We start from the raw sequence: 23,226 nt of genomic DNA, 5'->3' as shown, positions 1-23,226 counted from the left end.
CGTTCACATCGCGAAGGGCGGGCCGTCCAGGGAGACAGGGCGCGGCGCACGAAGCCGCTTTTTCGCGAGTGAACCATGTCTGTCCATTCCCTCCGGCACGGGCGCGGGTTGCGCCGGGCCCGGCTTGGCGCCCTCCTCCTGGTGCTGACCGCCTCGCTCGGAGGGGTGGTCGCCCTGGGGCTGGGCGAGGCGTGGCGCGGGGATTCCCGCCTCCAGTTCGAGCGGCTCGCGGCGCAGGGCGCGATCATCCAGGGACCGGTGGAGATGTTCCTGCGCGTGGGCATGGCGCTGGAGCAGTTCACCGGCTTCACCCAACTGGCGCGCACGCTGCGCGAGGCGGACCCCACGCTGGAGGCGGTCCGCGTCCTGGACGACCAGGGCCGGCTGCTCTTCTCCGAGCCCCCCGGCCCGGAGCTCCCGGCCCCCGCGGCCCGGCGCGTGCCTCCCCTGCCCCACCAGCGCTTCGCGGTGACGGAGGACGCGCGCGCCTTCCGCGTGTCGCTGCCGCTGTCCGACCGCTTCGGGGAGGTGGGCCGCCTGGAGCTGGTGATGTCCCGGGAGGCGGTGTCCCAGCGGGTGCTGCGGCGCTGCCAGCCCCTCTTCACGCTGCTGGGGGGATGCCTGCTGTTCCTGGGGGCCTTCGTGGCGGGCGCGCAGCGGCTGTGGATGCGGCGCCCCCGGCGCTGGCTGGGCGCGGCGTTCTGCGTGAGCTTCCTGGGCCTGACGCTGGCCACGTCCGTGGCGCTGGCGGAGCTCTACTCGGACGGGCTGCACCAGCGCACCAGCAGCCTGGCGCACTCGCTGGCGCGGCGGCTGAACGAGGCGGCGCGGCTGGGCCTGACGCTCTCCCACCTGCGGGGCCTGGACACCCTGCTGGAGGAGTACCAGCGCACCAACGCGGACCTGGGCTCGCTGGCGCTCATCGCGGATGAACGGGTGCTCGTCCAGGTGGACGCGGGCGCGGGGCGCACGGGGGACGAGCGCTTCGAGTACACCATCGACCTGGAGCTCACGGAGGGCCCGTGGAACCTCCCCGTGCGCCTGGAGGTGGACGCCGCGAAGGGCGCGCTCCAGGCGCGGCTCTGGCGCACCGTCCCGGGCTTCCTCGCCCTCTTCGCCGCCTCCAGCCTGTTGGGCCTGCTGGTGCTCGGAGCCCTGGCGCCGCTGCCCCGGCGCGGCTCGGGCGCTCGCGCCTTCGAACCGCGGACGGTGGGCCGCCTCCAGCCCCTCGCCTTCCTCGGGGGCTTCCTGGAGGGGCTCCCCTTCGCCTTCCTCCCCGTCGCCGCGGAGGCCCTCTCCCCGGGCGGCGGCGCCGCGCTGCTCGCCGTGGCCTTCCAGGGGGCCTGCGCGCTCGCGCTCGTGCCGTCCGAGCGTTACGCGCGTCGGGGGCATCTCGAGCGCTGGCTCGGGGTGGCCCTGGGGGTGTCCGCCGCGGCCTTCGCGTTGATGGCGTTCACCTCGGACCTGCGCGCGTGGCTGGTGCTGCGCGGGCTCTGCGGGTTCGGCCTGGGGGCGCTGGCCGCCGGGGCGCGGGCGTATCTGATGGCCGCGCTTCCCCCGGGGCCGCCGCCCCGGCGCCTCGCGCGGCTCACCCTGGCGCGGGGTGGCGGCCTGCTCGCCGGCACGGTGCTGGGCGCGCTCGTGGCGGCCCACCTGGGCCCGTCCCCGGTGTTCCTGTTCGCGGCACTCTGTGGCCTCGGCGCGCTCGCGTATGCGCGGCTCTGGCTGCCCCCGCTGGAGGCGCGCGAGCGGTCCGCCGGGCCTCGTGCCTTCCGGGCCTCCCTCACGCCTCCGCCCCCGCCTCCAGGGGCGTGGAGTCCGCGCGAGCGCCGCCGGGCGCTGCTTCTCGTCGGGCTGCCGGCGTGGCTGATGCGCGGGGGCGTGCCCGGCCTCGTGGTGCCGCTGTGGCTCGTGGGCGAGGGCAAGGACACGGACCGCATCGGCCAACTGCTCGCCCTCGTCGCGCTGGGCGCGTTGCTTCCCCATGCCCTGCCGCCGCGCCTCGACGGGAGCCGGCGGTTGCTTCAGGGGGGCGTGCTGGGCTGCGGCCTGTCACTGCTCGCGCTCGCGGCGTTCGGCGCGCTGGAGCCCGTTCGCGCGCTGGTGCTCTGCCTGCTGGGCGTGTCGCTCGGGCTCGTCCTCGTCCCGCTCGAGCACCCCGTCGAAGGCGCGCCGGCGGAGGGCGCGCGCGGGCGCTCCTGGGCCTCCGTCACCCCGCTGCTCGGCGCGCTCGGGCAGTGCGTGGGGCCGCTGCTCGTCAGCGCCTTCTGGAGGCCCCCGGAGGCTCCGCTGCCGGTGCTCGGCGGGCTGGGCGTCGCGGTGCTGCTGCTGGGGGCCGCCCACTCCTGGATGACCCGGCCCCCGTCCGGTCGCGAGGTGCGCCATGCGTGACTGGCTGCGGGTCCTGTCGCTGCTGCTGCTGCTGTGCGTGCCCTGTCCGGGCCAGGCCCAGACGGATGACCTCTCCGCCTGGGTGGCGCTGCCGCCGGAGACGCTTCGCGGCTGGCGGGTGGAGGCGAGCGCGCAGCGGATCCTCATCACCCCCGAGCAGCCCCCCACGCCCCAGGTCCAGGCGCGCGAGGTGCTGGTGCTGCTCACCGTGGCCCAGAGCAGCCTCAACTGGATCCTGGAGGGCATGCTGCCCGTGCTGCGCACCTCGCGCGTGCGGGTGGGCCTCACGCTCTACAAGCTCGGCACGGGCCGCGAGGAGCAGGAGCGGATGCTGGCGCTGGCGGACTCCGGCCAGTTCGACCTGGTCGTCGCCATGGGCTCGGACGCGACGCGCTTTCTCTACAACCGCTTCGGCAACCAGCCCACGCCGGTGGTGGCGCTGTGCAAGGCGCCGGAGCTGTGGCTGGGCTTCGAGGAGGGCGCCTCCCAGCAGGCCAAGCCGGACAACATGGCCTTCGTCTCGCTGTCGCTCTCGCCCGACGTGCAGTTGCACTACCTCCAGGAGCTGCTGGGCCCGCTGAAGGCGCTGACGGTGGTGTACGACCGCCGCAACCAGAGCACCGTGGAGGTGGAGGCGGAGGCCATGCGGCGGCTGTCCGCGCGGGACGGCTTCCAACTGCTGGAGCTGGCGGTGGAGGGCAAGCGCGGCGCGGAGGAGACGCTCTCCGAACAGCTTCCGCGCATGGCCCGCGCGATGCGGCAGATAGACCCCGGCGGCCGGCACAGCCTCTTCTGGGTCACCACCTCCTCCGCGGTGTACGACGAGCTGGAGCGCATCGACCGGTACTCCGAGGGCATCCCGGTGCTGGGCTCCGTGCGCGAGGCCGTGCGCGAGGGGAACGCCAGCGCGGTCATGTCCATTGGCGTGCCCTTCAAGAGCGCCGGCCAACTGGGCGCGCGCTACATGCTGGAGGTGCTGGGCTCGCGCATCCCGGCGTCGCGGCTGCCCATGGGGGTCATCTCCCCGCCGGACCTGGCCATCCACCTGCGGCGGGCGCGGCAGTTGGACATCAAGCTGCCCTTCCACTTCCTGGAGCAGGCCAGCTCCCTCTACGACCTGGATGGCCGGCTGGTGCGGCAGGACGGACAGCCCGCCGTGTCCGCCCCGGCGGCCCCGCCATGAGCGCTGGCGTCGCGAGGCCCGCGCCCCTGGAGCTGCTGCTGGAGCTAGTGCGCGCGCACGAGGCGGGCGACCCGTTCCACTTCCGGATGGAGCCGCAGGAGTACCTCCTGCGCCGCGCCGGGGGCAGCTACGCGCGCGCGGCGCTCGACTGGGAGCCGGCGCTCCTGTCGGACCTGGCGGAGTTGGAGAAGCCCCAGCCGGACCGCAACGTCGTGCAGCGCCTGGGGGAGCGGCTGCGCGCGTTCCTGGAGGGCGTGGGCTGGGACGCCCAGGCGAACGACATCGCCGCCGCCGTCCAGGTGGGGCGCCCGGTGCACCTCACCTTCCGCTTCGCCGCGGCGGAGCTCTTCGCGCTGCCCTGGGAGCTGCTCACGCTGGGCACCTCCGGGCGCACCGTGGCGGAGCTGCCCGGTGTCCACATCCGCTACGAATGGCCCGCGTCCGGACAGGTGCCCACGCCGGGCACCTCGCAGCAGGGCCGCGTCCTCTTCGCCTGGTCCGCCGCCGGAGGCCAGGTGCCGGCCCGGGCGCACCTTCAGGAGCTGAGCACCGCCTGCCGGCAGGGCGCGTACCCGTTCGAGCCGGAGCGGGACGTCCTGCCCCACGTCTCGCTGGCGTCGCTGTCGGAGGCGCTCCAGCGCCCCGGCGAGCCCGTGTCCGTGCTCCACCTGCTGTGCCACGGCGGCCGGCGCGGGCAGACGTACGGGCTGCTCTGGGACGCGTCCTGGGAGGGAGGCGAGCCGGAGCTCGTGGACGGCGCGACGCTGCGCCAGTTGCTCATGCCCCACGCGGCGACGCTGCGGCTGGTGGTGCTGTGCGCGTGCCAGAGCGGCGCGGGCGCGACGGACAACCACCTGGGCAGCGTGGCCCAGGCGCTCCACCGCGCGGGGCTGCCCGCGGTGGTGGCCTCGCGCCTGCTGCTCTCCGTGCCGGGCTCCGTGGTGCTCACGCGCGCCCTCTACCGCGCGCTGCTGGTGACGCCCGCGTCGCTGGAGGAGGCGGTGGGGGACGCCCGGCGGCAACTGGCGCTGGACACCACCGCGCTGGACCACGTCTCGCTCCAGCTCTATGCGCGCGCGGAGCACGGCGGAGACACGCGCCCGGTGGCGCTGAGGCCCTACCGGGGCCTGCTGCCCTTCCAGCAGGAGGACCGCCGCTTCTTCTTCGGCCGCGAGTCGCTCCAGCAGGAGCTGCTCCAGCGCGTCCACGAGGCGGTGGAGGGCCAGCGTCCCCGCTTCCAGGTGCTGGCCGGCGTCTCCGGCAGCGGCAAGTCCTCGCTCGCCCTGGCGGGCCTGCCCCAGGAGCTCCGGGCCGCGGACTGGGAGGTGCGGCTGCTCAAGCCCGGACACGGCGCGGCGGAGGTGCTCCACGAGGTGCGCGAGGCGCCGCCGGAGCGCCGGCAGCTCTTGCTGGTGGACCCCTTCGAGGACCTGTTCACCGCGATGGAGTCCCCGGCGCGCCGCGACCTGGCCACCGCGCTGTGGGGCCTCGCGAAGGACCCGGAGCGCCGGGTGGTGGTGCTGGCCACGCTCCAGGTGGACTACCTGGGGCGCTGCGGCGACCTGGTGGTGGACGCGGAGGGCACGCGCCTGGACGCGGCCGTGTATTCGGACGCCCACCGCCTCTTCGTCACGGAGCTCCAGGGCGACGCGCTGCGAGCGGCCATCGAGGGCCCCGCGCACAAGGTGGGGCTGCGCTTCGAGGCCGGGCTGGTGGACCGGCTGCTCCAGGAGGTGGGGCAGGAGCCCGGGTCGTTGCCGCTGCTCCAGTACGCGTTGGATCAACTCTGGGAGGAGCGCGAGGGGCAGCAGCTCACCCACCGCGCCTACGCGGCCCTGGGCGGCGTCGCGGGGGCGCTGAAGCGGGCGGCGAACCGGCTCCATGAATCCCTGCCCCCGAGCGCCCGGGCCCAGGCGCGCCGGCTGCTGGTGGAGCTGGTGGACTTCCAGGGTGGGCCCTCGCATGGAAGGCGCAGGCGGGTGCGTTCGCAGCAACTGCGCCCCACCCTGCCGGAGCCCCGCGCGGACTTCGACCGGGTGCTGCGGGTGCTGCTCACCGCGCGGCTGCTGACCCGGGAGGAGGACGCGGCGGGCGTGGAGTGGTTGCAGTTGTCTCACGAGTCCCTGCTGCGCACCTGGCCCCAGTTGGAGGAGTGGGCCCGCGCGGACCGCGAGCGCATCCAGCACTTCCGCGAGCTGGAGACCTGGGCCCAGGACTGGATCGCGCACCGGAGCGCCCCCGACGGCGGCGCGCCCTACCTGCTGTCCGGAAGCCGGCTGGGCTACGCGCAGGACATCCTGCGGCGCTACAGCGAGGAGCCGGGAGAGGACGTGCTCCAACTGCTGGACGCCAGCATCGCCTCCGCCGAGGCCCAGGACGCGTCGGCGCGCCAGCGTCTGGTGCGGATGCTGGTGGCCGCGCTGGTGGTGGCGGTGGGCATGGCGGGGCTCGCGTGGAACGCGCGTCAGTTGGAGGCGCGGGCGCAGCGGGAGCGGCAGGAGGCGCGGCACCACGCCCAGCGCGCGAGGGATCTGGTGCTGCTGGACGTGGCCCGGAAGCTGCGGCGGGACAATCCCACGCTGGCGCTGCTCATGCTTCGCGAGGTCCAGGAGCCCGCCCGGCTCCAGGGCTGGGCGCAGGACGTGTCCGGTGTCCTCCAGGAGCCGCTGAGCCGCGCGGTGCTGCGCGGACACACGCAGGCCGTGGTCCACGTGGAGGTCAGCTCGGACGGGCAGCGCGTGGTGACGGCGTCGAAGGACGGCACCGCGCGGCTGTGGCGGACCAGCGGCGAGGGAGCGCCGGTGGTGCTCACGGGCCACTCGGGGCCCGTCTACCACGCCACCTTCAGCCCGGCGGGAGGGCAGCGCGTGCTCACCTCCTCGCACGACGGCACGGCGCGGCTGTGGAACACGGCGGACGGCGCGTTGCTGCACACGTTCCGGCACCGCGGCGTCGTGCAGTGGGGCGCCTTCAGTCCGGACGGTCAGCTCGTGGCCACGGCCTCGCGGGACGGGCTGGCGCGGCTGTGGCGGGTGGACGGCACCGGAGCGCCGCGAGAGGTGCGGCACCGGGGCGCCGTGCAGACCGTGGCCTTCAGTCCGGATGGGCGATGGCTGCTGACATCCTCGCTGGACGGCACCGCGCGCCTGATCCCCGTGGACGGAACGGAAGGCCCGCGCGAGCTGCCCCACCCCGCCCCCGTCACCTCCGCCGTCTTCGACCCGGAGGGCACGCACGTGCTGACGGTGGCCCGCGACGGCGTCGCGCGCGTGTGGCCCGTCAACGGCGCCCCCGCCCCCGTGGCGCTGCGGGGCCACCAGGGTGAGTTGACCACCGCGCGCTTCAGCCCGGACGGGCAGCAGGTGGTGACCGCGTCGGTGGACACCACCGCGCGCGTCTTCCGGGCCGACGGGCGCGGCGAGCCCCGCGTGCTGCGCGGACACCAGGGCGCCGTGCGCCTGGCCACCTTCGGGGGGCCGCTGGGCGAGTGGATCCTCACCGTCTCCTCGGACACCACGGCGCGCCTGTGGTCCACCCGCGAGGACATGCCACCCCGGCTGCTGCTCGGCCACCGGTCCACCCTGCTGTGGGGCGGCTTCGGTCCGGACGGCAAGCAGGCCGTCACCGCCTCCGTGGACGCCACCGCGCGGGTGTGGCGCCTGGACGCGCCGCAGGACTCGCTCCCGCTCCAGACGTCCGGAGGCTTCCTCTGGTCCGTGGCCTTCAGCCCGGACGGCACGCAGGTGGCCACGGCGTCGCAGGACGGGGCGGTGCGGCTCTGGTCGGAGGACGGCCGGGCCACGCACGTCCTCAAGGGCCATGCGCGGGACGTGCGCTCCGTGGTCTTCAGCCCGGATGGCCGGTGGCTGCTGACGGCCTCGCTGGACGGCACCGCGCGCCTGTGGCCGGCGGACGGCAGCACCGCGGGCCGGCGCGTGCTGGCGTCCCAGCGCGAGCCCTTCTTCGGCGCCGCCTTCAGCCCGGACGGTCAGCGCGTGGCGCTCGCCTCCAGCCCGCGCGCCACCCGCATCGTGAGCGTGGATGGGACGCGGCCACCCGTCGCGCTGGAGGGCCACGGCGACCAGGTCCGCTCCGTGGCCTTCAGCCCGGACGGCCAGCGCCTCATCACCGCGTCACAAGATGGCACCGCCCGCATCTGGAGCGCGGAGGGGCGCCTCACCGCCACGCTCTACAGCCACGACGACTGGGTCCTCTCCGCCGCCTTCCACCCGAAGGACGCCACCCAGGTGCTCACGTCCTCGCAGGACGGCACGGCGCGCCTCTGGACCGTGGAGCACGGCCGGGTGCGCGGCGTGCGCGCGCTCCTGCGCCACGACGCGCCGGTGCCCTGGGCCGCGTGGAGCCCGGAGGGGGGCCGCGTCGTCACCGCGTGCGCGGACGGCCGCGCCCGCGTCTGGCTCACGGACGCGCCCGGGAAGCCGTACCTCGTCCTCTCCGCGCACGAGGGCGAGGTCACCTCGGCCGTGTTCAGCCCCCGCGCGGAGGAGCCCCGGCTCGTCACCGGCTCCACGGACGGCAGCGCCCGCGTGTGGCGTCCGCGCGAGCCGCTCCCCATCGAGCGGCTCCAGGAGAAGCTCCAGGCGACCAGCTCCGCGTGCCTGACGCCCGGCGAGCGGCGCGGCCTGCTGGGCGACCTGCCCGCGAAGGCGCTGGAGGCCAACGCCGCGTGTGAGCAGCAGCACGGGCGCGCACCGCTCCCGGACGAGCCCTGAAGCCCTTCAGCGGCCCTCACAACTCCCAGACACCCGGCGTCTTCCAGACACCCACAACCCGGGAGCCCACCGATGGCCTTCTTTGGCTTTGGTTCCAAGTCCTCCAAGTCCCCCAAGTCCTCGCAGTCCGACGAATCCGCCGAGCCGAAAGGCGAGACCTTCCAGGCGCTGACGCTGGAGCAACTGCGCTCCTTCCTGCCCAGGCTCCCCAAGGCGCGCGCGCAAGAGGTCCTGCCGCACCTCAACGACGCCATGTCCGAGGCGGGCATCAATACGCCGCGCCGGCAGGCCGCGTTCCTGGCGCAGTTGGCGCACGAGAGCGCCGAGTTCCGCTACTTCGAGGAGCTGGCGTCCGGCCGCGCCTACGAGCGGCGCAAGGACCTGGGCAACGTCAAGCCGGGCGACGGCGCGCGCTACAAGGGCCGCGGGCCCATCCAGATCACCGGCCGCGCCAACTACCGCGCCGCGGGCAGGGCGCTGGAGCTGGAGCTGGAGGAGAACCCCACCCGCGCGGCCGACCTGGACGTGGGCTTCCGCACCGCCGCCTGGTTCTGGAACAGCCGCGACCTCAACAAGCACGCCGACAAGGGCGAGTTCGACGCCATCACCCGGCGCATCAACGGCGGCTACAACGGCAAGGCCTCGCGCGACACCTACTACCAGCGCGCGATGCGGGTGCTGGACAAGAAGTAGGAAGCGCCCCCCTGAAACACGAAGAGCCCGCGACCTGTCGGAGGCCGCGGGCTCGGAGTCTTCATGCCACCTACTTGCGCTTCGCGGGCGCGGGCTCGGGCGCCGCCTCCTCTTCCGCGGGAGCGCTGTCGGACTCGGCGGTGCCGCCCGCCAGGTGCTTGCCGCCGGGGCGGAACAACATGCGCACCGTGAGCTTGCTGGAGTCCTTCTCGTTGAGGTCGTGCAGGCGGGTGTGCTCCTTCTTGGTCCCGCCGCCGAAGAGGGAGAACCAGCGCTTGGGCTGCGGCTTGTCCTCGGGGATGTCGCTGTCCTGCTCCGTCATCTCGAAGTCGAAGCTGGCGGAGACCTCCAGCTCCGCCACGGAGAAGGAGTAGTGCTTGCGGGCCGTCTCCTCCGCGATGTCCAGCGAGGACTGGACGGCCAGGATGAGGTCGTGGATGAGGACTTGCGCGTGGTCAGGCGTGGGATTGGGCTTTGCCATGGGATGGGATGGAACAAGGAAGGGTGGATGGCGAGCCGCGGCCGCCGGTGCTTCAAGGCGAAGCACCGGCGGCGGCGGGTGTGTCTTGCTTCAGCGGGTTCCGTGGAGACGGAAGGCCAACGTCAGGCGCCGCCGCCGGTGCTGCCACCCTGGGCCGCGAGCACCGCCGCGGGCTTGATGGTGCACTTCACCGTGAGCCCCATGTGCTCCTTGTAGTCGAGCGTGAGCTTCTCCTTGATGCTCATGCGCCAGACGTTGAGGGCAACGTCCGTCTCGCTCTTGATCTCGAAGTCGCTCGTGAGGTTCACCTCGAAGTAGTACTCGGCGATCGTCATCGGATCCATGCCCGACGACATGAGGCGCTGCGCGGTGCGGGCGGCACCCGCGAAGGCGATGATGTACGCGGACAACTGGGCGGCGGACTGCATGGGTTTGCTCCTGGGATTGGGTTGACGGCGATAAGCCGGGCACTGCGTCCAGAGGACGCCGCACGCCATTTGTGTGTGAATGCCAACGCCAGACATCGCGGACTCACACGGCCGCCACCCGGCGCGTCCTGCCGTCACGCGCCCGACTTCCCGGGCGCGCACGCCAGGAGCCACCCCGAAGATGAACACACGGAACGTCGAGCTGTTGTTGTCCCACGCCGATTCACACGAGCCGGTGGCCCCCGACGGCCTGCCCGCCGACGCCGTGTCACGGGCCGCGCGCGACGACGACGCGCCCGGGCGCAAGGAGAGCCACTTGTGGGACGACGGCGAAGACCCCAACTCCCTGCCCGCGCAGCGCTGGGGGCTGGTCGCGCCGGAGGGGCCCGAGGGAGACCGGCTGCTCGCGCTGGTGGAGCCCCTGCGCCAGCACCGGCAGGAGCAGCAGGACGGCCACCCGGTGCGCGTCTACCGGGTGAGCGCGGAGCTGGCGGCGGAGGGGCGGAACCTGGAGGACTTCACCCGCTGGGTGCGCGTCGTGCTGGACGACGAAGCGGTGCCCGTGGAGGACCGGCCCCGCTACCTGCTCTTCCTGGGGGACTTCCACCAGGTGCCCTTCGAATTGCAGCAGGCCGCGGCCCACGACGCCTACGTGGGGCGGCTGGCCTTCCGGCGCGACGAGGACTACGCGGCCTACGTGGACAAGGTGCTGCGCTGGGAGGGCGCGCCGTCCGCGCAGCGCCAGCCCCGCTCGCTCTTCTTCACCGTCCACGACGGCACCGCCGCGACGCGGACGGGCTACCAGTCGCTGGTGGCCCCGGCCATCGCGTCGGCCCGGCAGGCGCGGGAGCTGGGCCGCTTCCCCGCGCGGGACGTGCTGGAGCTGGGCGTGCCGGGAGAGCCCGGCGCCGACGGGTTGCTGACCGAGGCCGCGCACCAGGAGCCCACCCTCCTCTTCTCCATGAGCCACGGCCTGGGCAGTCCCCGCGCGGGCTGGCGGAGCACCGACGCGAAGCTCGCGCTCCAGGGGGCGCTCTGCCTGGGGGAAGGCCAGCACCTGGAGGGCGCGGCGCTGGCACAACGGCCCTTCCTGCCCGGCGGCATCTGGTTCCTCTTCGCGTGCTTCGGCGCGGGCACGCCGTCGCGCAGCGCCTTCCATCACTGGCTGAAGCAGTTGCAGGCGGGAGGCCAGTTCAGCGGGAGGCTGGAGTCGCTCACCGCGGCGCTGCCCCGGCCCGGAGAGCGCCCCTTCGTCGCGGCGCTGCCGCAGTCCGCGCTGGCCAACCCCCAGGGCCCGCTGGCGGTCATCGGCCACGTGGACCTGGCGTGGACGTATGGCTTCCAGGACCGCGACCACCGCCAGGGCAAGGTGTCCCGCTTCCTGGAGCCGCTCCAGCAACTGGCGCGAGGCCGGCGCGTGGGCCTGGGGCTGAGCTGGCTCTTGCGCGGGGGCCACCAGGCCAACCTGGAGCTGACCACGCTGTATGACCAGGAGGAGGCGGCCCGGAGCGCCGGGAAGCCCTCCCCGGTGGATCCGCTGCGGCGCTCGCACCTGTGGATGCTCCGTCAGGACCTGGGCGGCTACGTGCTCCTGGGCGACCCGGCCGCGCGTCTGCCATTGGCCCCGCGCTGACGGTTGGAAACGACAGAACCCCGGGCGGCGCGCGAAGGCCCCCCGGGGTTCGAGCTTCGCGACGCCCGCGGACCTCAGGCGGAGCGGTGCCCGCCGCGCTCCACCCCGTGCAGCGTGAGGTTGCGCAGGGTGTCGTCGGCCAGCTCGAAGAGGCTGGCCTGCGCCTTCACCCACTGCTCGCGCGCCACCTGCTCCAGCGCGTAGAGCGGCGCCAGGGTCTCCAGCGCCTTGCGCACCCACTCCTCGTGCTGCGCGCGCAGCGGCCTCGCGGCGGCGTCCCCCTCCACGAACTGGCGGGAGTACTCGAGCGCGGAGCGCTGGGCGGCGATGGCCTGGTGCAGGGCGCCCCGCCCCAGGTCCATCAGGTGGGCATACGGATCGACTCTCTTCGCTTCGGTCATGGCATTGCTCCTTCGGGTCAAGACAGCGGGGTTGCGCTAGAGGCGGTGGACGACGGCGCCCGCCTCGGCCGGCGACAGGTCCTCGTCACCGAACGCCTGGGGCCCGCTCGCCATGGACTGCGTCCACGGAGAGGTCTCCAGGGCGCGCTTCATGTCCCGGTAGCCGTCCGCCCGGCGCTCCGCGATGGAGGCGCGAGAGAACTCCGCGTCGCTGCTGGAGATCTGGTGCGCGCCGCGCTGGTACGTCAGGTGGATGATGTCCAGCCGGGGCGCGGGCTTCGCCAGGGGCTCGTCGCTGAACGCGAGCGGCGAGGACGCGGACATGTGCCGCGTCACCTGGGTCGCGGTCCGGCGCAGGTTCCACACGGTCGCGAACTGGTCCACCTGCTGCGACGTGCGGCCCGCGAACTGGATGGACTTCATGCGCCAGCTCGCCTCGTCCAGGTTCTGGGGCAGCGGCGCGCGCGCCTCGAACAAATCAATCATGAAGACGAGCGAGTGCCGCTGGGGCGGGTCGTCCAGGATGGCGTTGAGCGGCGTGTTGGTGACGCAGCCGCCGTCCCAGTACAGCTCCCCGTCGATGAGGCTGGGCGGGAAGGCGGGCGGCAGCGCGCCGCTGGCGAGCACGTGGTCCGGCCCCAGGGCGCCGCGCGTGTTGTCGAAGAACACCAGGTGGCCGTCGCTCACGCGGGTGGCCCCCAGGCTCAGCCGCGTCGCGCGGGAGTTGAGGTAGTCGAAGTCCACCAGCCTCCGCAGCGTCGAGCGCATGGGCCGGGTGGAGTAGAAGCTCAGCGCCTCCGGCGTGCCCGGCGCCGCCAGCAGCGGGGACACCGCGCGGGGCGCGTAGAAGCCGGGCTGGCCGAAGAGCAGGCTGGTCATGTGGCTGCCCAGGTTGAAGAGCTGGCGCAGGCGGCCCTTGAAGAGCGAGCCCCACTCACTGCCCGGCCAGGACACCTCGCGCCAGAACGCCTCCAGCCGCTCGAGCCGCTGCTCCGGGCGGTTGCCCGCGACGAGCGCGGCTGTGAAGGCGCCAATGGAGATGCCGGAGACCCAGTCCGGACGCAGGCCGGCCTCCTCCAGGGCCTGATAGGCCCCCACGTGGTAGGCGCCCAGGGCCCCACCGCCTTGAAAGACGACGATGACCTGCGGGCGCTCCTGGGGTGCTTGCGGCTGTGTCATGGATGTCCTCTCGCGGGTGCTGCGGTGGAGTGCCGCCCCGGAGGAGCGGAGGGCTGATGGATCCCAATCCACCCTTCCCAGTCCCCCGCTCCCCAGGGCGGCGCTCCTGGGACGTCCGCGCGCGCCCGGTTGTGAATCCACACCGGCCCTGAAGTGACGACATTCACACCCGGCGGGCGTCCGCGTCCTTCAGGCGCAGCTTTCAACCCTGGAGACAGACATGAGTGGACGCGTGGCAGTGGTGACGGGAGGAACGCGCGGCATTGGCGCCGCGAGCGCCGACGCCCTGCGGCAGCAGGGGTACCGCGTGGTGGTCACCTACTATGCGAATGAGCAGGCGGCGCAGAACTTCACGGGCCGCACCGGCATCCCGGCGTTCCGCTTCGACGCCGCCAACACCGCCCAGTGTGTCGCGGGCGTGAAGAAGATCGTCGAGACGCTGGGCCCCATCGAGGTGCTGGTGAACAACGCCGGCATCACCCGGGACGCCATGCTGCACAAGATGACGCCCGAGCAGTGGAACGAGGTCATCCAGACGAACCTCACCTCGTGCTTCAACCTGTGCAACGTGGTGGTGGGCCCGATGCGCGAGCGGGGCTTCGGCCGCATCATCAACATCGGCTCCATCAACGGGCAGACGGGCCAACTGGGCCAGACGGCCTACGCGGCGGCCAAGGCGGGCATGCACGGCTTCACCCTGGCGCTGGCACGCGAGGGCGCCGCCCGCGGCGTCACCGCCAACCTCATCGCGCCGGGCTACATCGACACGGACATGGTGCGCTCCGTGCCTCCGGACGAGCTGGTGCGCATCCGCGCGCGCATCCCCGTGGGCCGCCTGGGGCGCGCCGACGAGATCGCCCGCGCCGTGACGTTCCTCGCCTCCGACAAGGCCGGCTTCATCACCGGCGCCACGCTCACCATCAATGGTGGGCAGCACATGTACTGAAGGAGCCCGCGAATGCACGCATCCCTGGAGCCCATGCGGCGCGCCTTCCTGGAAGTCCTCCTCCGGCTGGCGCTGGATCCCCAGCGGATGCTCGCGGCGGGACTCGACCTGTGGGGACGCGCCCTGCGCGGGGACACCCCACCGGAGCCCGCCCCACCCGCCCCGGACCGCCGCTTCCGGGATCCGGCGTGGCGGGAGCAGCCCCTCTTCGACGGCCTGCGCCGCGCGTACCTCACCGGCGCGGGCTGGCTGGAGGACCTGGTGGCGCAAGCACCGGGCGTGGACCGGCACACCGCGCACCAGGCGCGCTTCTACGCGCGCCAGCTCACCGACGCGCTGTCGCCGTCCAACTTCCCCGCGCTCAACCCGGAGGTGCTCCGCGCCGCGCGCGAGTCCCATGGCCTGAGCCTGCTCAAGGGGCTCCAGGCGCTGTGCGAGGACCTGGCGCGGGGCCAGGGCCAGCTCGCGACGCGCATGACGGACCGGCGGACGTTCCGGCTGGGAGAGACCCTGGCCACCACGCCGGGCGACGTGGTCCACGAGGAGCGCCTGTTCCAGCTCATCCAGTACCGGCCCACCACGCCCACCGTCCACCGTCAGCCGCTGCTGGTGGTGCCGCCGTGGATCAACAAGTTCTACATCCTGGACCTGCGCCCGGAGAACTCGTTCGTCCGCTGGGCGGTGGAGCGCGGCTACACGGTGTTCCTCATCTCCTGGGTGAACCCCGACGAAACGCACGCGGAGGTGGATTGGGAGGACTACCTCGTGCACGGGTTGATCGCCGCGCTGGAGGCCGTCTGCCGCGTCACCGGCGAGGAGCGGGTCTCCGCGCTGGGCTACTGCATCGGAGGAACGCTGCTGGCGTCGGGGCTCGCGTGGCTCGCCGCCCGGGATGACGCGCTCATCGCCAGCGCGACGCTGCTCACCACGCAGGTGGACTTCAGCGAACCCGGGGACCTGGGGGCCTTCATCGACGCGCCACAACTGGAGCGGCTGGAGGCCCGCATGCGCGGGCGCGGCTATCTGGACGGGCTGGAGATGATGACCACCTTCAACCTGCTCCGGGCGAAGGACCTGGTCTGGCCCTTCGTGGTGAACAACTACCTGCTCGGCCGGGAGCCGGCCCCCAGCGACTTCCTGGCGTGGAGCACCGACCCCACGCGCATGCCCGCGCGCGCGCACGCGACGTACCTGCGGGAGCTGTACCTGCACAACCGCCTGGTCCAGCCGGGCGCGCTGTCGCTCGCGGGCATCCCCCTGGACCTGGGCCGCGTGAAGACGCCCCTCTACGTGCAAGCCTGCCGGGAGGACCACATCGCGCCCTTCCGCTCGGTGTACCGGGGAGCAAGGCACTTCCAGGGGCCGGTGCGGTTCGTGCTCGCGGGCTCGGGCCATGTCGCGGGCGTCATCAACCCGCCGTCCGCGAACCGGTATCGCCATTGGGTCCCGAAGCTCCGGCCGGCTGCGTCTTCCGGGAACGCAGCCGCGTCCGCCCTCAACGCGGATGGGATTGAATCGGACGCGGATGGGATTGCGTCACACGCGAACGCGGATGCGTGGCTTCAGGACGCGGTGGAGCGCCCGGGCTCGTGGTGGACGGACTGGGATGCCTGGCAGTCCGAGCGCTCGGGAGGACGCGTCCCGGCCCGGGTCCCCGGACAGGGAGGCGCGCGCATCATCGAAGCGGCGCCAGGGCGCTACGTGCGCTCGCGCCTCCTCCCGGAATGAGCTGCGCGAGCCGTGCTCAGCGGGGGCACGGCTCTTGCGAAAGGGTGGTCCGGAGGATTCCGTACGCGAGCTGGATGCGCTTTCTCACGTTGCAACTGGTCAACCGGAGCTGTTCCGCGATGTCGGCATAGGACATGTCCTGGAGGTAGCGCATCACCAGGGGCACCCGCAGGTTGGGGGGCAGCGCCTGGATGCATTCGTGGACCGCCGCGGCGCTCTCGCTCTGGAGCAGGCCCGCGTCGGGCAACTCCTGCGTCTGGAGCTCCGCGGGCTCCAGGTCTTCCATCCACTCCTCGGTGTCCCCCCAGCGCTGCCGCTCGCGGTGGATGTCCATGCAGACGTTGTGGAGGATGCGTCCCAACCAGGCCCTCGGGTTGAGGATCTTCCCGGGCGACACGTAGTTCTGGTGGGCCCGGAGCATCGCGGTGTCCACCGCGTCCTCCGCGTCCACCACGTTCCCTCCCATCAGCCGCAGCGCCTGCTGGAACAACGGCTCCTTGTGCTGCTCCCACACACGCCAGAAAGAGGGATTGTTGTTTTCTCTCACGGTTTCCAGGGCTCCAAAAGTGCATCTGGAAACGGCGCAGCGAGATGTCTGTGAATACCCCTTGAACCCTCCCTGAAAAGGTCACCCAGGAAATCCACGGGAAATCACAAGTCGTAGCGACCCGCGTCTTCCCGGCGTTCACCCCCCGAACGCACGGCGGAGCCAATGAGCGCGCGACAGGAAGCGGAGCAGGACACCCTCGAGGAAGAGAACCCCCTGAAGGAACACCTCGCGCTCGAGTGGAGCAGGCAGGCGGGCGCGAGCTTCCCGAAGTTGTGGGTGGGTCATCTGGAGGGCGACGAGCGCGGCGTCTTCGCCAGGGCGCCCATCGCGGCGGGAGAAGAGGTGCTGCGGGTGCCGCGCGCGTGCCTGGTGACGCTGGACGTCGCCAGGGCGTCGGACATCGGCCGGCTCATCGACGCGCACGCGCCCGACACGCGCGAGGAGTGCTACCTGGCGGCGTTCCTGCTCCAGGAGAAGGAGCGCGAGGACTCGGTCTGGAGGCCCTACCTGGACGTGCTGCCCCGCGCGTTCCCGCACCTGCCGCTGTTCTTCGACGCGCAGGAGCTGTCGCTGCTCCAGGGCTCGTCCGCGCTGCGCGAGGTGGCGCGGTGGAAGGAGATGTTGCTCGCGCGCTACGCCACGCTGGCGGAGCGGGTGCCGGGCTTCACGCGCTTCACGCCGGACGCGTACCTCTGGGCGCAGCACGTGTTGATCAGCCGCACCTTCGGCCTGACGGTGGCGGGCAAGCTCACGCGGTGCTTCGTGCCGGTGGCGGACATGCTCAACCACCGGGCCTCGCCGCGCCTGGTGTGGGGCAACTCGGAGGACGGTGAGTCCTTCGTGCTGGTGGCGCAGGAGCCGGTGGCCGCGGGCGAGGAGCTGCACATCAGCTATGGCACCAAGCCCAGCTACCGGTTCCTCCTGAGCTACGGCTTCGTGCCGGAGGACAACCCGGACGACACGCTTGTGCTCTACCTGGGTGTGTCCGAGGACGCCGAGGAGGCGGAGGGGAAGCGGGAGCTGCTCGCGCTGGCGACTCCGCCGTCGCGGCGCCGCTTCGAGGTGCCGCTGCAGTACGGGCACGCCTCCACGGTGGCGATGTTCTCCTTCCTGCGCGTGGCGTGCGCGAACGCGCGGGAGCTGGCCCAACTCGCCGAGGAGGCCCGCGAGGAGCAGGGCCTGGGCGAGGTGCCGCCGCTGAGCGCGGAGACGGAGGAGCGCGTCTTCCGCGCCCTCCACGACGCGTGCGAGGCGCGGCTCGCGGGCTTCGAGACGACGCTGGAGGAGGACGAGCGGTTGCTCCAGGAGGCGGACCTGTCGCGCAACGCGCGCAACTGCCTGCTCTTGCGGCGCGGGGAGAAGCGGCTGCTGCACGCCTACGCGGGCCTCGCGCGCGCCTTCGTCCCCGCGCTGTGCCCCACCCCGCCCGTCCCCGCCGTGGGCGGCTGAGCCGGCTTCATCCCCAGACTTCAGGACGACAGGACATGACCATGGACAAGAAGATCATCGCGGTGGTGGGAGCGACGGGCGAAGAGGGAGGCAGCCTCGCGCGCGCCATCCTCGCGGACACGCAGGGCGGCTTCAGGGTGCGCGCGCTCACGCGCAAGCCGGGCTCGGAGCTGGCGCGCCGGCTGGCGAAGCTGGGCGCGGAGGTCGTCGCGGCGGACGTGAGCGACGCGAAGAGCCTGAAGGCCGCGTTCACCGGAGCGCACGGCGCCTTCTGCGTCACCAGCTACTGGGAGAAGCCCGACCCGGAGCGAGAGCTGGCCCAGGCGCGGACGATGGCGCACGCCGCGAAGGAGGCGGGGGTGGCGCACGTCATCTGGTCCACCCAGGAGGACACCCGGCGCTTCATCCCTCCGGAGGACAAGCGGATGCCGCTGCTCAAGGGGCACTACCGCGTGCCGCAGTTCGACGTGAAGGGCGCGGCCGACGCGTATTTCAGCGGCCTGGACCTGCCGGTGACGTTCGTGCGCACGTCGTTCTCCTGGGAGAACCTGCTGTCATTCGGCCTGGGAGGAAAGCGCAACGCCGACGGCACGTTCGACTTCGTGCTGCCCACGGAGGACCGGAAGCTGCCCGGCATCGCGACGGAGGACGTGGGCGGATGCGTCCACGGCCTCTTCCAGCGCGGGCCGGAGTCCTGGGCGGGGCGGACGGTGGGACTGGCCAGCGAACACCTGACGGGCCAGGAGATCGCCCGGACGCTGAAGCACGTGCTGGGACAGGAGGTCGTCTTCCACTCCATCGAGCCGGAGGTCTACCGGACGTTCAACTTCCCCGGCGCGCCGGAGCTCGCGAACATGTTCCAGTTCATGCGGGACTTCGCTCCGGAGTACTGCGCCGCCAGGGACCCCGGCGTCACCCATGAGTTGAATCCCCACGTGCAGCCGCTGGCCCGGTGGATCGAACGCAACAAGGCCCGCTTCGTGCGCGCGGCGTGACGCTTCAGCGCTCGCGGAGCGGCCGAGCACCCGAACGCCCTGCCTGCTGTATGCCTTTGCGTCGTCACGTCAGGGACGGTTGCCAGGTTCTGGCTCCATGGACGTGCGCAAGAAGCTGGAGATCCTCGCGGATGCCGCGAAGTACGACGCCTCGTGCTTGAGCAGCGGCGGTAAGCGCAAGGCGGGGAAGGACGGGCTCGGCAGCGTCGAGGGCATGGGCATCTGTCACAGCTACACGCCGGATGGCCGGTGTGTGTCGTTGCTCAAGATCCTGCTGACCCACTTTTGCATCTACGACTGCCAGTACTGTATCAACCGCATCTCCAGCGACACCGCCCGGGCGCGCTTCACGCCCGCGGAGGTGGTGCGGCTCACGCTCGACTTCTACAAGCGCAACTACATCGAAGGGCTGTTCCTGAGCTCCGGTGTCATCAAGAGCCCGGACTACACGATGGAGCAGCTCATCGAGGTGGCGCGCACGCCGCGAGAGGTGCACGGCTTCCAGGGCTACATCCACCTCAAGGCGGTGCCGGGCGCGTCCCAGGAGCTCATCGACGCGGCGGGGCGGTACGCGGACCGGCTGAGCGCCAACATCGAGCTGCCGACGGACGGCGATTTGAAGAAGCTCGCGCCGGAGAAGAGCTTCGCCGTCACCGGCGGGACGATGAAGGAGATCTCCGCCCGGGTGGAGCAATCCCGGGCGGAGCGCCAGGAGAGCCCCAAGGCGCCGAAGTTCGCCCCCGCGGGCCAGAGGCGGCGCAGTCCTTCCTCGGGCCGGGCTTCCGCATCAACCTGAGCCGGGGCCAGGTCTTCGAAACACCGTGGGCGAAGGCATGGATGGCGACCTTCCACCCCTCGGCGCTCCTGCGAATGCCGGACGAGCGGGCGCGGGCCCAGGCGCGAATCCACTTCGAGGAGGACCTGCGCCGGGCGGCGGACACCCTGCGCGCGCTCGGGTGAAAGCGCGGGTTCGACCATCGCATGGCGGTCCCGGTCAAGGTTTTGGCAGGCGCGGTCAATGAGGCCCCAGGTCCCAATCCCTAATCTCCCTCTCGCTTTTCCACTTCTCAATGGAGGCGATGATGGGTTCACAGCGCATTTCGGATGTCACCGATGTCTGGCAGCTCCCGGTTGGATTTGGCTCGCACGCGCCCGTGCTCTCGGACGGGCGGTTCTACCTTCTCAGGCAGCTCGTAGACTCCATGCAACGGCCGACCAACTCGGCCCTCCTGTCCGTCGATCTCCGGTCGCGCGAGGAGACCCCGCTCTACACGACGCCGGCCGGCATGCTGTTCACGGACGCGCTGCTCGTCAGCGACGGCGTGGCGTATGTCGTGGGCAAGGACACCGACGTGCTCCATGCCATTGACGTCGTTTCCCGGCGCGAGGTGTGGCGCTACGCGACCGGGACCATCGCGTCCGACACGCCGAAGCTCTACATGTTCGACGGCCTCGTGGTGTTCCGGCTCGGAGCCACGATCTACGCCGTGGACCGGAGCGGCACGCTCGCCTGGAAGTACCTGATCATCGGTGATGTCTCGCAGGCCGACTCGGATGCGATCGCCGTGGGCCAATCGCTCATCATGAGCGTTAGCGCCGACGGCGTTCACATGGTGTTCTGCTTCGACCTGCACCGCGGGACGCTCCTTTGGTACTACGACGCCGGTACCTTCCCGTGGACGGCCCCCGCCGCGGGGGATGGGATGGTGGTCCTGGGCTTCACCGACGGCTCGGTGCGCGCGCTCGACCTCACGACCGGCGCGCTGAAGTGGGCCTACGCGGCGGGCAAGCCCGACCTGCTGCTGCCGTCCCTGGTGGTCGCCGATGGCGCGGTCTATTGCGCCACGAAGACCGGTGCCCTCTTCGCGCTCGACACCGTGTCCGGGCAGCGCGTCCCGTCGTTCAGCTTCGATGCGGAGGCCACGCTCAACACGCCGCTCATCGCGCGCGACGGACTGCTGTACCTGGCGGCCGAGCCGACGAGCGGCCTGCCCGCGCGTGTCATCGCGGTCGACCTGGTCAGCCATGGGCAGGAGGCGATGGTCTACACCCTGCCTCCGGATGTGACCACCCTGTCGCCGCTGACGCTGCAGGGCGGCGTGACGTACTTCTTCCAGGCGGGCCGGCAGGACCTGCTGACGGCGGTGAACCTCACGGGGACGATCCGCGAGTTCCTCGTGGAGTCGGAGCTCATCGTCGAGGAGTACGACGACGAGAGCCCGACGCCCGTGCCGTTGACCAGCTCGTTCCGGACCCACGTGGTGCTCATGGACGAGGACAAGGTCCCGCGACCGCTCCAGACCGTCCAGGTCACGGCGAGCATGCCGGTCCGGGTGCGGATCGAAGGCACGTGGCACGACGTCGCGCCCGACAAGCCCGTGTGGGTCACGACGGGCGCCTCGGGCGACCTGACCCTCATCACGGAGCCCCTCAAGGTCTCGTCGCCCGCGCTGATGCTGTGGTCGGGCTTCATGCTCCCCAACGAGTCGATCGTCATCTACCCGGACGAGCAGGTGCTGGCGCGGCTGGCGACGGTGCAGTCCAAGGACCTCGCGCCGGAGGCCGCGAGGGACTTCCGCGGCAACCCGGTGCTGCTCGACCAGTACCAGCCGGAGGCGCAGCGGCACGGGATCGCGGAGTTCATCCGCAACACGCTCGGGACCCAGCGGCTGGATGCTCGCCGCACGAACGATCGCACGCGCTACCTCGCGTACCCCAGCGCCATGCCCAACACCGTGTACGAGGCCCGTGGCGGCGGGACGTCCCGCCCGCTCTCGCCGGGCGCCATCGCGCACTGGGATCTGAACCTCACCGGCGGCCAGGTGAGCTTCTCGCAGCTCATCGGGGCGCGCCGCGAGACCTTGCGCGCCGGGGCCGAGGCGTCTCGAGGGCTGCTCGGAGGCTTCAAGGAGTTCGTCAGCAACGTCGTCCATGGCGCCGAGCACGTCGCGAGCGTCGCGTGGGACTTCGCTGTCGAGTCGGCGGAGGCGGTCGTCAGCGTCGCGAAGGGGTTCTACAAGTTCACGGTCCACACCGTCGAGCAGGCGCTCGACGTGGTGCTGGGCGTGCTCAAGGACCTCGTGTCCGGAATCGAAGCCGTGGTCCAGTGGCTGAGCTACCTTTTCGACTGGCCGGCGTTCATCGAGACCCACCATCAGCTCAAGTCGTACCTGCGCGATCGCGTCGGGATGCTCCAGAAGTGGATCGACGACGAGATCACGAGCGGCATCTCCGGCGTCAAGCAGCTCCTGCGCGACGCGGACGACGGCATCGATGGGTTCTTCGACAAGGTCATCTCGGAGCTCAAGGACAAGAGCTGCCAGTCGGAGCGCGCCGGCCACACCGACCCGATGCTCTACTTCAGCGCGGGCGGCGCGAAGTCATACGTCCAGAGCCATTGGGCGATGTCCAAGCTCAAGGACGCCACGCTCGAGATGGGGGCATCCCCGTTCGAGCCCATCGTCTCCGCCGTGCGGACGTTCATCGACGCGGTGAAGCAGAACGTGGGAGACCAGTTGCCGCAGCTCGGAGCCGATGTCACCGCGGTGTTCCATGACTTCGAGCGGCTGGTCACCGACCCCGCGGGCTTCCTCCAGACCACGCTGGCCGACCTGCTGAGCGTGTTCCGCGACCTGGCCAAGGTCCTGCTCGGGCTGGCCACGGCGATGGCGGAGGCCTTCATGGTGATGATGCGCGGGCTCGCCGGCCAGCTCCTCGCGCTGCTGGACCAGCCGGTGCGCGTCCCGGTGATCTCGTCCATCTACAAGAAGCTCGTCGGCAGCGAACTGAGCGCCCTGGATGCGTGCACGCTGGTGGTCGCGATCCCGACGACGATCGTCGCGCGTGCGCTTCACCGCACGGCGTCCGCGGGTTCGCCCGACGGGCTCCAGATGCTGATTCCGCTCGCGTACACGTTCGCGTACACCCTGTACACGCCCCTGGATGCGATGGTCGAGCTGCAGGACTCCAAACAAGACAATCCCCTCTATAACCGCATGGCGCTGTTCGCCTACGCGGCGGGGACGATGACCATCTTCCTGGGGCTGCCGTGGGGTCAATTGGAGATCTCCGACTTCATCCTGGTCATCCTGGAGCTGATCCCGTTGTTCTTCTCATGCGCCAACACGTTCACGCCCTGGTACGCGTGCGCCTATGGCATTGGGATGGTCGGGTTCTACGTGTTCCTCGCGGTCCTTCGTCCCGACTCCTATATGGGGAAGGGCGGGTTGATCCTGATCGCCGACATCGCCAGCGTGGTCCCGTTCATCGCCAAGCCGATCCGGCTCATCAAGGACTCCGAGATGTTCCGCGCGATCGTGGCCGGCTTCGACATGGCCGGCGACCTCACGACCCTGATTCTTGGCGCGCTCAGCACCTGGGTCGTGAACGACGCGAGTCCCGAGCCCCGGCTCGCGGCTGCAGCCGCGGGGTAGCCC

Annotated in this window: 17 protein-coding genes; 12 read left to right on the top strand and 5 right to left on the bottom strand. The window is 71.7% G+C overall.

Translation table 11 applies throughout. The features are described from left to right. Positions 1-75 precede the first annotated feature (75 nt). The 4 genes from K8556_RS21765 to K8556_RS21750 all read left to right on the top strand — a co-directional run bounded on the left by K8556_RS21765 (position 76) and on the right by K8556_RS21750 (position 9,000). Positions 76-2,391, top strand: coding sequence for an MFS transporter (locus K8556_RS21765; RefSeq protein ID WP_223742001.1), 2,316 nt, complete (start codon positions 76-78; stop codon positions 2,389-2,391). Then, the gene (locus K8556_RS21760; protein WP_223742000.1) at positions 2,384-3,574 is read left to right on the top strand and encodes an ABC transporter substrate-binding protein; all 1,191 of its coding nucleotides are present in this window, start codon (positions 2,384-2,386) and stop codon (positions 3,572-3,574) included. The genes K8556_RS21765 and K8556_RS21760 overlap by 8 nt, the downstream gene beginning before the upstream one ends. After that, positions 3,571-8,307, top strand: a complete 4,737-nt coding sequence (locus K8556_RS21755; protein WP_223741999.1) for a CHAT domain-containing protein — start codon at positions 3,571-3,573, stop codon at positions 8,305-8,307. The genes K8556_RS21760 and K8556_RS21755 overlap by 4 nt, the downstream gene beginning before the upstream one ends. A 72-nt stretch (positions 8,308-8,379) precedes the next feature. Then, positions 8,380-9,000, top strand: a complete 621-nt coding sequence (locus K8556_RS21750) for a glycoside hydrolase family 19 protein (RefSeq protein WP_223741998.1) — start codon at positions 8,380-8,382, stop codon at positions 8,998-9,000. A 70-nt stretch (positions 9,001-9,070) separates the two neighbouring features. Here the strand turns inward: K8556_RS21750 and K8556_RS21745 are convergent, their stop codons facing one another. Both K8556_RS21745 and K8556_RS21740 read right to left on the bottom strand, forming a co-directional pair. Further along, positions 9,071-9,481 carry a hypothetical protein gene (locus K8556_RS21745; protein ID WP_223741997.1) on the bottom strand — a complete coding sequence of 137 codons (411 nt, stop codon included), beginning with the start codon at positions 9,479-9,481 and terminating at the stop codon, positions 9,071-9,073. Between the two features lie 122 nt (positions 9,482-9,603). Then, positions 9,604-9,909: a hypothetical protein gene (locus tag K8556_RS21740; protein WP_223741996.1), complete on the bottom strand. Its 306-nt coding sequence runs from the start codon at positions 9,907-9,909 to the stop codon at positions 9,604-9,606. A 181-nt stretch (positions 9,910-10,090) separates the two neighbouring features. Between K8556_RS21740 and K8556_RS21735 the strand changes: the two genes are divergently transcribed. Beyond that, complete coding sequence (locus K8556_RS21735) at positions 10,091-11,542, top strand: hypothetical protein (RefSeq protein ID WP_223741995.1); 1,452 nt, start codon at positions 10,091-10,093, stop codon at positions 11,540-11,542. Positions 11,543-11,616: 74 nt separating this feature from the next. Here K8556_RS21735 and K8556_RS21730 read toward each other — a convergent pair whose 3' ends face one another. After that, on the bottom strand, positions 11,617-11,943 hold the full coding sequence (locus tag K8556_RS21730; RefSeq protein ID WP_223741994.1) for a hypothetical protein: 327 nt from the start codon (positions 11,941-11,943) through the stop codon (positions 11,617-11,619). Positions 11,944-11,979: 36 nt separating this feature from the next. Beyond that, positions 11,980-13,122, bottom strand: coding sequence for a patatin-like phospholipase family protein (locus K8556_RS21725; protein ID WP_223741993.1), 1,143 nt, complete (start codon positions 13,120-13,122; stop codon positions 11,980-11,982). A 220-nt stretch (positions 13,123-13,342) separates the two neighbouring features. Here K8556_RS21725 and phbB point away from each other — a divergent pair, with 220 nt between their 5' ends. Together phbB and K8556_RS21715 are read left to right on the top strand one after the other, a co-directional pair. Beyond that, positions 13,343-14,068 (top strand): acetoacetyl-CoA reductase, encoded by a 726-nt coding sequence (gene phbB, locus K8556_RS21720; protein ID WP_223741992.1) that lies wholly within the window; start codon positions 13,343-13,345, stop codon positions 14,066-14,068. Between the two features lie 12 nt (positions 14,069-14,080). After that, positions 14,081-15,796, top strand: coding sequence for an alpha/beta hydrolase (locus K8556_RS21715; protein ID WP_223741991.1), 1,716 nt, complete (start codon positions 14,081-14,083; stop codon positions 15,794-15,796). 16 nt (positions 15,797-15,812) lie between these two features. Here K8556_RS21715 and K8556_RS21710 read toward each other — a convergent pair whose 3' ends face one another. Then, a complete protein-coding gene (locus K8556_RS21710) occupies positions 15,813-16,343 on the bottom strand; it encodes a sigma-70 family RNA polymerase sigma factor (protein WP_223741990.1) in 531 nt (176 codons plus the stop codon). Positions 16,344-16,508: 165 nt separating this feature from the next. Between K8556_RS21710 and K8556_RS21705 the strand changes: the two genes are divergently transcribed. The 5 genes from K8556_RS21705 to K8556_RS21690 all read left to right on the top strand — a co-directional run bounded on the left by K8556_RS21705 (position 16,509) and on the right by K8556_RS21690 (position 23,223). After that, positions 16,509-17,795 (top strand): SET domain-containing histone-lysine N-methyltransferase, encoded by a 1,287-nt coding sequence (locus K8556_RS21705; RefSeq protein ID WP_223741989.1) that lies wholly within the window; start codon positions 16,509-16,511, stop codon positions 17,793-17,795. A gap of 35 nt (positions 17,796-17,830) precedes the next feature. Further along, the gene (locus tag K8556_RS21700; protein ID WP_223741988.1) at positions 17,831-18,790 is read left to right on the top strand and encodes an NmrA/HSCARG family protein; all 960 of its coding nucleotides are present in this window, start codon (positions 17,831-17,833) and stop codon (positions 18,788-18,790) included. 97 nt (positions 18,791-18,887) lie between these two features. Then, positions 18,888-19,586 carry a hypothetical protein gene (locus K8556_RS21695; protein ID WP_223741987.1) on the top strand — a complete coding sequence of 233 codons (699 nt, stop codon included), beginning with the start codon at positions 18,888-18,890 and terminating at the stop codon, positions 19,584-19,586. A 41-nt stretch (positions 19,587-19,627) separates the two neighbouring features. Continuing rightward, entirely contained in the window at positions 19,628-19,750 is a 123-nt protein-coding gene (locus K8556_RS39190; RefSeq protein ID WP_255652006.1) for a hypothetical protein, read from the top strand. A gap of 242 nt (positions 19,751-19,992) precedes the next feature. Continuing rightward, on the top strand, positions 19,993-23,223 hold the full coding sequence (locus K8556_RS21690) for a PQQ-binding-like beta-propeller repeat protein (RefSeq protein ID WP_223741986.1): 3,231 nt from the start codon (positions 19,993-19,995) through the stop codon (positions 23,221-23,223). The last annotated feature ends 3 nt before the right edge of the window (positions 23,224-23,226 follow it).

Origin of the sequence: Corallococcus sp. AS-1-12 (assembly GCF_020036995.1) — a bacterium.
In the GTDB taxonomy this organism is placed as follows: Bacteria; Myxococcota; Myxococcia; order Myxococcales; family Myxococcaceae; genus Corallococcus.
Note: the sequence above shows the minus strand (reverse complement) of the source record. Positions and strands in the feature narration are given on the sequence as shown.

What these genes read in the sequence shown, in the direction of transcription:
- K8556_RS21765 (WP_223742001.1), top strand. Translation starts at nt 76, where the DNA reads ATGTCTGTCCATTCCCTCCGGCACGGGCGCGGGTTGCGCCGGGCCCGG.
- K8556_RS21760 (WP_223742000.1), top strand. Translation starts at nt 2,384, where the DNA reads ATGCGTGACTGGCTGCGGGTCCTGTCGCTGCTGCTGCTGCTGTGCGTG.
- K8556_RS21755 (WP_223741999.1), top strand. Translation starts at nt 3,571, where the DNA reads ATGAGCGCTGGCGTCGCGAGGCCCGCGCCCCTGGAGCTGCTGCTGGAG.
- K8556_RS21750 (WP_223741998.1), top strand. Translation starts at nt 8,380, where the DNA reads ATGGCCTTCTTTGGCTTTGGTTCCAAGTCCTCCAAGTCCCCCAAGTCC.
- K8556_RS21745 (WP_223741997.1), bottom strand. Translation starts at nt 9,481, where the DNA reads ATGGCAAAGCCCAATCCCACGCCTGACCACGCGCAAGTCCTCATCCAC.
- K8556_RS21740 (WP_223741996.1), bottom strand. Translation starts at nt 9,909, where the DNA reads ATGCAGTCCGCCGCCCAGTTGTCCGCGTACATCATCGCCTTCGCGGGT.
- K8556_RS21735 (WP_223741995.1), top strand. Translation starts at nt 10,091, where the DNA reads ATGAACACACGGAACGTCGAGCTGTTGTTGTCCCACGCCGATTCACAC.
- K8556_RS21730 (WP_223741994.1), bottom strand. Translation starts at nt 11,943, where the DNA reads ATGACCGAAGCGAAGAGAGTCGATCCGTATGCCCACCTGATGGACCTG.
- K8556_RS21725 (WP_223741993.1), bottom strand. Translation starts at nt 13,122, where the DNA reads ATGACACAGCCGCAAGCACCCCAGGAGCGCCCGCAGGTCATCGTCGTC.
- phbB (WP_223741992.1), top strand. Translation starts at nt 13,343, where the DNA reads ATGAGTGGACGCGTGGCAGTGGTGACGGGAGGAACGCGCGGCATTGGC.
- K8556_RS21715 (WP_223741991.1), top strand. Translation starts at nt 14,081, where the DNA reads ATGCACGCATCCCTGGAGCCCATGCGGCGCGCCTTCCTGGAAGTCCTC.
- K8556_RS21705 (WP_223741989.1), top strand. Translation starts at nt 16,509, where the DNA reads ATGAGCGCGCGACAGGAAGCGGAGCAGGACACCCTCGAGGAAGAGAAC.
- K8556_RS21700 (WP_223741988.1), top strand. Translation starts at nt 17,831, where the DNA reads ATGACCATGGACAAGAAGATCATCGCGGTGGTGGGAGCGACGGGCGAA.
- K8556_RS21695 (WP_223741987.1), top strand. Translation starts at nt 18,888, where the DNA reads ATGGACGTGCGCAAGAAGCTGGAGATCCTCGCGGATGCCGCGAAGTAC.
- K8556_RS39190 (WP_255652006.1), top strand. Translation starts at nt 19,628, where the DNA reads ATGGCGACCTTCCACCCCTCGGCGCTCCTGCGAATGCCGGACGAGCGG.
- K8556_RS21690 (WP_223741986.1), top strand. Translation starts at nt 19,993, where the DNA reads ATGCAACGGCCGACCAACTCGGCCCTCCTGTCCGTCGATCTCCGGTCG.